Below are 6,312 nucleotides of genomic sequence, written 5' to 3'. Positions count from 1 at the left end.
TAACAATAAACCACATCCCCCAGACGAATCACCCCCGCGATTCCCACAAACAGGAATCGGCCTGATTCCAGACATAAAAAAACCGGCCCCCTTTCCAAGGGGGGCCGGTCTCTTTATCGATTCACTCAGTTCCCGGCAGTGGACTGTCCATTTATGAGCAGCCCATCCTTATTGGCCGAAACCGTTATCTCATCCCCATCATGGATGGTCCCCTCCAGCAGAAGGCCCGCCAGCGGGTTCTGCAGCTCACGCTGGATCACCCTCTTCAGGGGACGGGCACCATAAACCGGATCATACCCGGCCTCGGCCATCCACTCCCGTGCCTTCTCATCGAGAGACAGGGTGATCTTGCGATCCTCCAGCAGATGCCGCAGACGGCCCAGCTGGATTTCCACGATCTGCCCCATATCCGCCCGCTGGAGGCGGGAGAAGAGAATGATCTCGTCCAGACGGTTCAGGAACTCGGGCCGGAAATGCGCCCGGACAACCTCCATCACCTCATTCCGTACGGTTTCAGTAGATTCGCCATCCTTCTGATGAGCCAGAATCTCGGAACCGAGATTGCTGGTCAGCACGATGATCGTATTGCGGAAATCCACCACACGACCCTGACCATCCGTCAGGCGGCCATCATCCAGCACCTGAAGGAGAATGTTGAAGACATCCTCATGTGCCTTCTCTACCTCATCAAACAGGATGACCTGATAAGGACGACGCCGCACGGCCTCGGTCAGCACACCGCCTTCATCATAACCGACATAACCCGGAGGAGCACCGATCAGACGGGAGACGGAATGCTTCTCCATGAACTCACTCATGTCGATCCGCAACAGGGCACGTTCATCATCAAAGAGGAACTGCGCCAGCGTCTTGGCAAGCTCAGTCTTGCCCACACCGGTCGGGCCAAGGAACAGGAAGGAACCAATCGGGCGATTGGGGTCCTGCAACCCGGCACGGGCACGACGCACAGCATTGGACACGGCCACCAGAGCCGACTCCTGCCCCACGACACGCTCGCGCAGGACGGACTCCATCCGCATGAGCTTGGAGCGTTCACCCTCCAGCATCCGGTCCACCGGCACACCCGTCCAGCGGGACACGACAGCGGCAATTCCCTGATCCGTCACAGTATCAGCAAACAGCGCATTGCCATCAGACTGAGCCTCCTCCTGCTGGGCCTGCTCGATCTGGCGTTCCAGCTCCGGAATACGGCTGTACATCAGCTCGGATGCCCGCTGAAGATTCCCCTGACGCTGTGCCACCTCGACCTCGGACCGGGCATGGTCGAGGTCTTCCTTGTATTTCTGCACGGCATTCATGCGGTCTTTCTCCGCATGCCAGGCTGCACTCATCGCATCGGACTTCTCCTGAAGGTCGGCCAGCTCTGCCTCCAGAGCTTCCAGACGCTCACGGGAAGCCGTGTCATCCTCCTTGCGGATGGCCTCACGCTCGATCTTCAGCTGGATGATGCGGCGGTCCAGCTCATCCAGAGCCTCCGGCTTGCTGTCGATCTGCATACGCAGGCGACTGGCCGCCTCGTCAATCAGGTCGATGGCCTTGTCCGGCAGAAAGCGGTCCGTGATGTACCGGTTGGACAGGGTCGCTGCGGAAACCAACGCATTATCGGTGATCCGCACCCCATGATGCAGCTCGTACTTCTCCTTGATTCCACGCAGAATGGAGATCGTATCCGCAACGGACGGCTCACCCACAAAGACCGGCTGAAAACGGCGGGCCAGAGCGGCATCCTTCTCGATATATTTGCGGTACTCATCCAGAGTCGTGGCACCAAGGCAGTGCAGCACGCCACGGGCCAGTTCCGGCTTGATGAGATTGGACGCATCCATCGCCCCGCTGGAACGGCCTGCCCCGACGAGTGTATGCATCTCATCAATGAAGAGAATGATCTGCCCCTCGGCACTCTCAATCTCCTTGAGAACAGCCTTCAGGCGTTCCTCAAACTCACCCTGATATTTCGCACCGGCGATCAGTGCCCCCATGTCGAGGGAAAGCAGCTTCTTGTTCCGCAGAGCCTCCGGCACATCGCCATTGACGATACGCAGTGCCAGACCCTCCACGATGGCTGTCTTGCCGACACCGGGCTCACCGATCAGGACCGGATTGTTCTTGCTGCGGCGTGCCAGAACCTGAATGGCCCGGCGGATTTCCTCATCACGCCCGATGACCGGATCCAGCTTGCCTTCCTGCGCCTGAGCCGTCACATCACGGGCATATTTCTTCAGCGCATCGAAATTATTTTCAGCAGAAGCCGAATCCACGGTCCGCCCCTTGCGTACGGCAGCGATCGCACCCTCCAGGGCCTGGGCAGATGCCTTGCCCTGACGCAACGCATCCCCAGCCGGCGTCTTGCTGGCGGCAATCCCTGCCAGCAGACGATCCTGTGCGACAAAACTGTCACCAGCAGCTTTGGCAGCGGCCTCCGCACCGTCCAGCACCCGCACGAAATCCGGCGTCGGCTGAGGCTGGGAAGCCCCACTCCCCTGCACGGCTGGCAACTTGGCCAGTGCCGCATCATTAGCCTGCCGGACGATTTTCGGGTCACCCCCGGCAGCACGGATCAGCCCCGCAGCGGCCCCCTGCTCATCATCCAGCAGGGCCTTGAGCAAATGCTCCGGCGTCAGCTGCTGGTGGTAGTCACGCAGTGCAATGGTCTGGGCAGCCTGAATGAAACCCTGACTGCGTTCCGTAAATTTCTGAATATCCATGATGTTCGCCTCTCCTTCTCGCCCCAGCTCTGGCAGCGATGAATGTTCGGCCCGCCCCGATATGGCGACAGACCGTGCTTAAAATTTAGGCACAATCACACCGGTTTCAAGAGGGCGTTTCCGGATTCATGCGCAAAAAAGCCCGTCCACAAGGGCCTTCCAGCCCCCTTCAGACAGGCAGAGTGTGAGACGAAAAAAGAGGAGAGACAAGAGAAAGGCAGCCCCGCAGGGAGCTTATGCCTCGCCCACCGCCGCAGAGAGTGAAGAAGGTTCCAGCCCTACACTCGCCAGGGCACGCTGCCACTTCGTGGAGGGATCAGCCCCGAAAATGATCTCCTCATTCGCCGGGACGACATACCAGGCATTGCCATGAAGAATCTCTTCTTCCAGCTGGCCGGCAGCCCATGATGAATGACCCAGCAGCAGCATGGCCTGACGTGGCCCCCGCCCTGCGGCCAGCTCCCGGATCATGTCGACACTGGCACTGACCTCCGCCATAGGCTGCTCCTCCGGCAGGACCGTTAGGCAATTGCCCGACCGACCACGCCCGATGCCCCCTCTTTCTGGAGAGTGCAGGACGAACCCGCGTCCCGGCTCCACCGGCCCACCAACACCAACACCAAAAAGACGCTGCGGCGGATTAGGGGAAACCTCCAGCTGTCGCAGGAGCTCGCTGATATCCGGATGGGTCAACCGACGGTTGACGATCATCCCCATGGCTCCATCCTTGGCAGAATGGGCACAGAGATAGATGACCGTCTGTGCAAACTCCGTTCCCGCAAGAACGGGAGTTGCCACCAGCAAACGGCCCGTCAACGTCTCGATCGACTCAAGAATCGGCATGAACACCTCTTACAAAGAGAACATATCTTCAGCATAACAGAAGAACGCCCTGTTTTTCATTCCCCATACACGGAGTTCCCACGATGATACAGCCTCAGACCATCCTTGTTACGGGGACCACATCCGGTTTCGGCAAAAACATTGCCACCAGGCTGGTCCGGGAAGGACACCGTGTCATCGCCACGGGCCGCCGGAGTGAGCGGCTGGCCAGCCTGCATGAAGAACTTGGCGACAGCCTCCTCCCCCTCACGCTGGACATGAGCGACCGGGACGCCCTGCGTGCCCTGCCCCGGAACCTGCCGGAAAACTGGCGGGACATTGACGTGCTCATCAACAATGCCGGACTGGCCCTGGGTGTCACACCCGCACAGGACTCCAGCGTGGATGACTGGGAAACGATGATTGACACCAACATCTCCGGTCTGGTGGAAATCACCCACGCCCTGCTCCCCGGCATGATCGCGCGGAACCGTGGGTACATCCTCTCCATCGGCAGTACGGCAGGCCACTATGCCTACCGGGGCGGGAACGTCTATGGGGCCACGAAAGCCTTCGTCGCCCAGTTCATGAAGAATCTGCGGACGGACCTGCTGGGCACCCCCCTGCGTGTCACGACCATTGAACCCGGCCTCGTGGGCGGCAGCGAGTTCAGCAACGTGCGACTGCGTGATGATGCCAGGGCACGGGCCGTCTATGAAAACACCACCCCGCTCATGCCTGCGGACATTGCAGAAACCGTCTCATGGCTGATCGGCCTGCCTGCCCACATGAACGTGAACCATCTGGAGATCATGCCTGTCTGTCAGGCGTCCGGCGGGCTGGCCGTCATGAAAAAGGAGGGGTGAACCCCTCCTTTTTCTCTGAACGTTCTTTCAGCTTCAGCTGCGGCGGCGGGTGGACTTCTCACCGCTGCGGGCCGGGCCGGAACGACGCTTGAAGGAGGACGGACCACCACGGCCCCCCTCCCGGCCTTCACGCCCCTCACGACGGGGACCACCACCGGGGCCGCCACCAAAACGCCCCTTCGGCGCACCAAAACGGCGGGGACCTGACGGACCACCACGACCACGACGGGGCGCACTTCCACCGGCAGGAGCCTCGGCCGGTTCAATGGTTACCTCATCCTGCTCTGCCCCTGCACGGCAGGCATTGAAACGGTCCAGCTTCTCATCAGAAATCTGGAAAAGCGTATCATCCTGCTGGATGCAGATATTGCCAATGTCCCGCTTCTGCACGCCACCAAGACGGCAGATGAGCGGAATCAGCCATTTCGGATCAGCCTTTTCACTGCGGCCTACCCCAAGGCGGAACCACGAACCGGACATCTCATACCCACGCCCGCCTTCACGGGCGGCACCACGGGCCGGTGGCTCCACGGAGACGGGACGGATATCCTCCACACGGGGCAGATGCGCCTTGTGGAAGCCCACCAGCGCACGGGCCAGCTGCGTGGCATCAAAACGCTCCGTCAGCTTTGCCACGATTTCTTCCGGGACCGCAACGGAGGCGTCCCCGGTCAGGATCGGGTCTTCCAGCAGACGCTGTGCATCCTGCTCTGCAATGGCCTCGGCAGTCGGTACCGGCTCCCAGTCCGCTTTCACACGGGCCTGCGCCAGAACACGCTCCGCCTTGCGCCGCTGGTTGAAGGGCACCATCAGCACGCTCACCCCCTTGCGCCCCGCACGGCCCGTACGGCCGGAACGATGCAGGAACGTATCGGAAGAAGACGGCACGCTGGCATGGACCACCAGCCCAAGGGCCGGAACATCGATACCACGGGCGGCAACATCCGTGGCCACGCAGACACGAGCCGCCCCAGAGCGCAGGCTCTCGATGGCACGGGAACGCTCATTCTGGCCCATTTCGCCGGAAATAGCGACAGAAGCAAAACCCCGCTCCAGCAGAGCGGCCTGCACCTGATTCACCAGCAGGCGGGTGTTGCAGAACACCATCGCCGTCTGGCTTTCGTAATAACGCAGCACATTGACGAGGGACCGCTCCACTTCCTGCGGGGCCGTCACCACGCAGCGGTGAGTAATGTCCGCATGCTGTTTCTGGCCGGAAACCGTATCAATCCGTTTGGCGTCTTTCTGATAACGCCGTGCCAGGGACGCAATCTCACGGGCGATCGTGGCCGAGAAGAGCAGCGTACGGCGTTCCTGCGGGGAGGCATCCAGAAGCTGCTCCAGCTCCTCGCGGAATCCCATGTCCAGCATCTCGTCAGCTTCGTCCAGCACGACGACACGCAAGTCTCTCAGGTCCAGCTTGCCACGGGAAAGATGGTCACACAGACGACCCGGCGTACCGACCACGATATGGGCACCACGCTCCAGAGAACGGGCCTCACGGCGGGCATCCGTCCCGCCGATGCAGCTGGCGATCCGGGCACCTGTCCCGGCATAGAGCCATGAAAGTTCCGTCTGTACCTGCATGGCAAGCTCACGGGTCGGAGCGATCACCAGTGCGAGCGGGGAGCGGGTCGGGGCCATCATGTCCCCGTCCGTCAGCAGGTCGGAGGCAAAGGCCAGACCGAATGCCACCGTCTTGCCGGAACCCGTCTGTGCAGAGACGAGCAGGTCACGTCCTTCCAGCCCCGGCTCCAGTACCGCCTCCTGCACGGGGGTCGGCTGTTCATAGCCACGCTCGGCCAAAGCACGGGTCAGGGCGGAATGGGTATCGGGAAAAGGCATCGTCAACGAACACTCGGTCATACACATGCTGCCACGAACCAGATTGTGGCAGC

Annotated in this window: 4 protein-coding genes; 1 reads left to right on the top strand and 3 read right to left on the bottom strand. The window is 61.0% G+C overall.

The annotated features are described in order from the left end of the window. Positions 1–125 precede the first annotated feature (125 nt). Together clpB and NQF87_RS06460 are read right to left on the bottom strand one after the other, a co-directional pair. Complete coding sequence (gene clpB / locus NQF87_RS06465; protein WP_266127581.1) at positions 126–2,726, bottom strand: ATP-dependent chaperone ClpB; 2,601 nt, start codon at positions 2,724–2,726, stop codon at positions 126–128. A gap of 234 nt (positions 2,727–2,960) precedes the next feature. Then, positions 2,961–3,569 (bottom strand): YqgE/AlgH family protein, encoded by a 609-nt coding sequence (locus tag NQF87_RS06460; protein WP_266127580.1) that lies wholly within the window; start codon positions 3,567–3,569, stop codon positions 2,961–2,963. A gap of 83 nt (positions 3,570–3,652) precedes the next feature. Between NQF87_RS06460 and NQF87_RS06455 the strand changes: the two genes are divergently transcribed. Then, complete coding sequence (locus NQF87_RS06455; RefSeq protein WP_266127579.1) at positions 3,653–4,414, top strand: SDR family NAD(P)-dependent oxidoreductase; 762 nt, start codon at positions 3,653–3,655, stop codon at positions 4,412–4,414. Positions 4,415–4,447: 33 nt separating this feature from the next. Here NQF87_RS06455 and NQF87_RS06450 read toward each other — a convergent pair whose 3' ends face one another. Continuing rightward, a complete protein-coding gene (locus NQF87_RS06450; RefSeq protein WP_266127612.1) occupies positions 4,448–6,259 on the bottom strand; it encodes a DEAD/DEAH box helicase in 1,812 nt (603 codons plus the stop codon). Between the last annotated feature and the right edge of the window lie 53 nt (positions 6,260–6,312).

This window comes from Bombella dulcis (genome assembly GCF_026385505.1).
Classification (GTDB): domain Bacteria; phylum Pseudomonadota; class Alphaproteobacteria; order Acetobacterales; family Acetobacteraceae; genus Bombella; species Bombella dulcis.
This window is presented reverse-complemented; position numbering and strand designations above follow the sequence as displayed.

What these genes read in the sequence shown, in the direction of transcription:
- NQF87_RS06455 (WP_266127579.1), top strand. Translation starts at nt 3,653, where the DNA reads ATGATACAGCCTCAGACCATCCTTGTTACGGGGACCACATCCGGTTTC.
- NQF87_RS06460 (WP_266127580.1), bottom strand. Translation starts at nt 3,569, where the DNA reads ATGCCGATTCTTGAGTCGATCGAGACGTTGACGGGCCGTTTGCTGGTG.
- clpB (WP_266127581.1), bottom strand. Translation starts at nt 2,726, where the DNA reads ATGGATATTCAGAAATTTACGGAACGCAGTCAGGGTTTCATTCAGGCT.
- NQF87_RS06450 (WP_266127612.1), bottom strand. Translation starts at nt 6,259, where the DNA reads ATGCCTTTTCCCGATACCCATTCCGCCCTGACCCGTGCTTTGGCCGAG.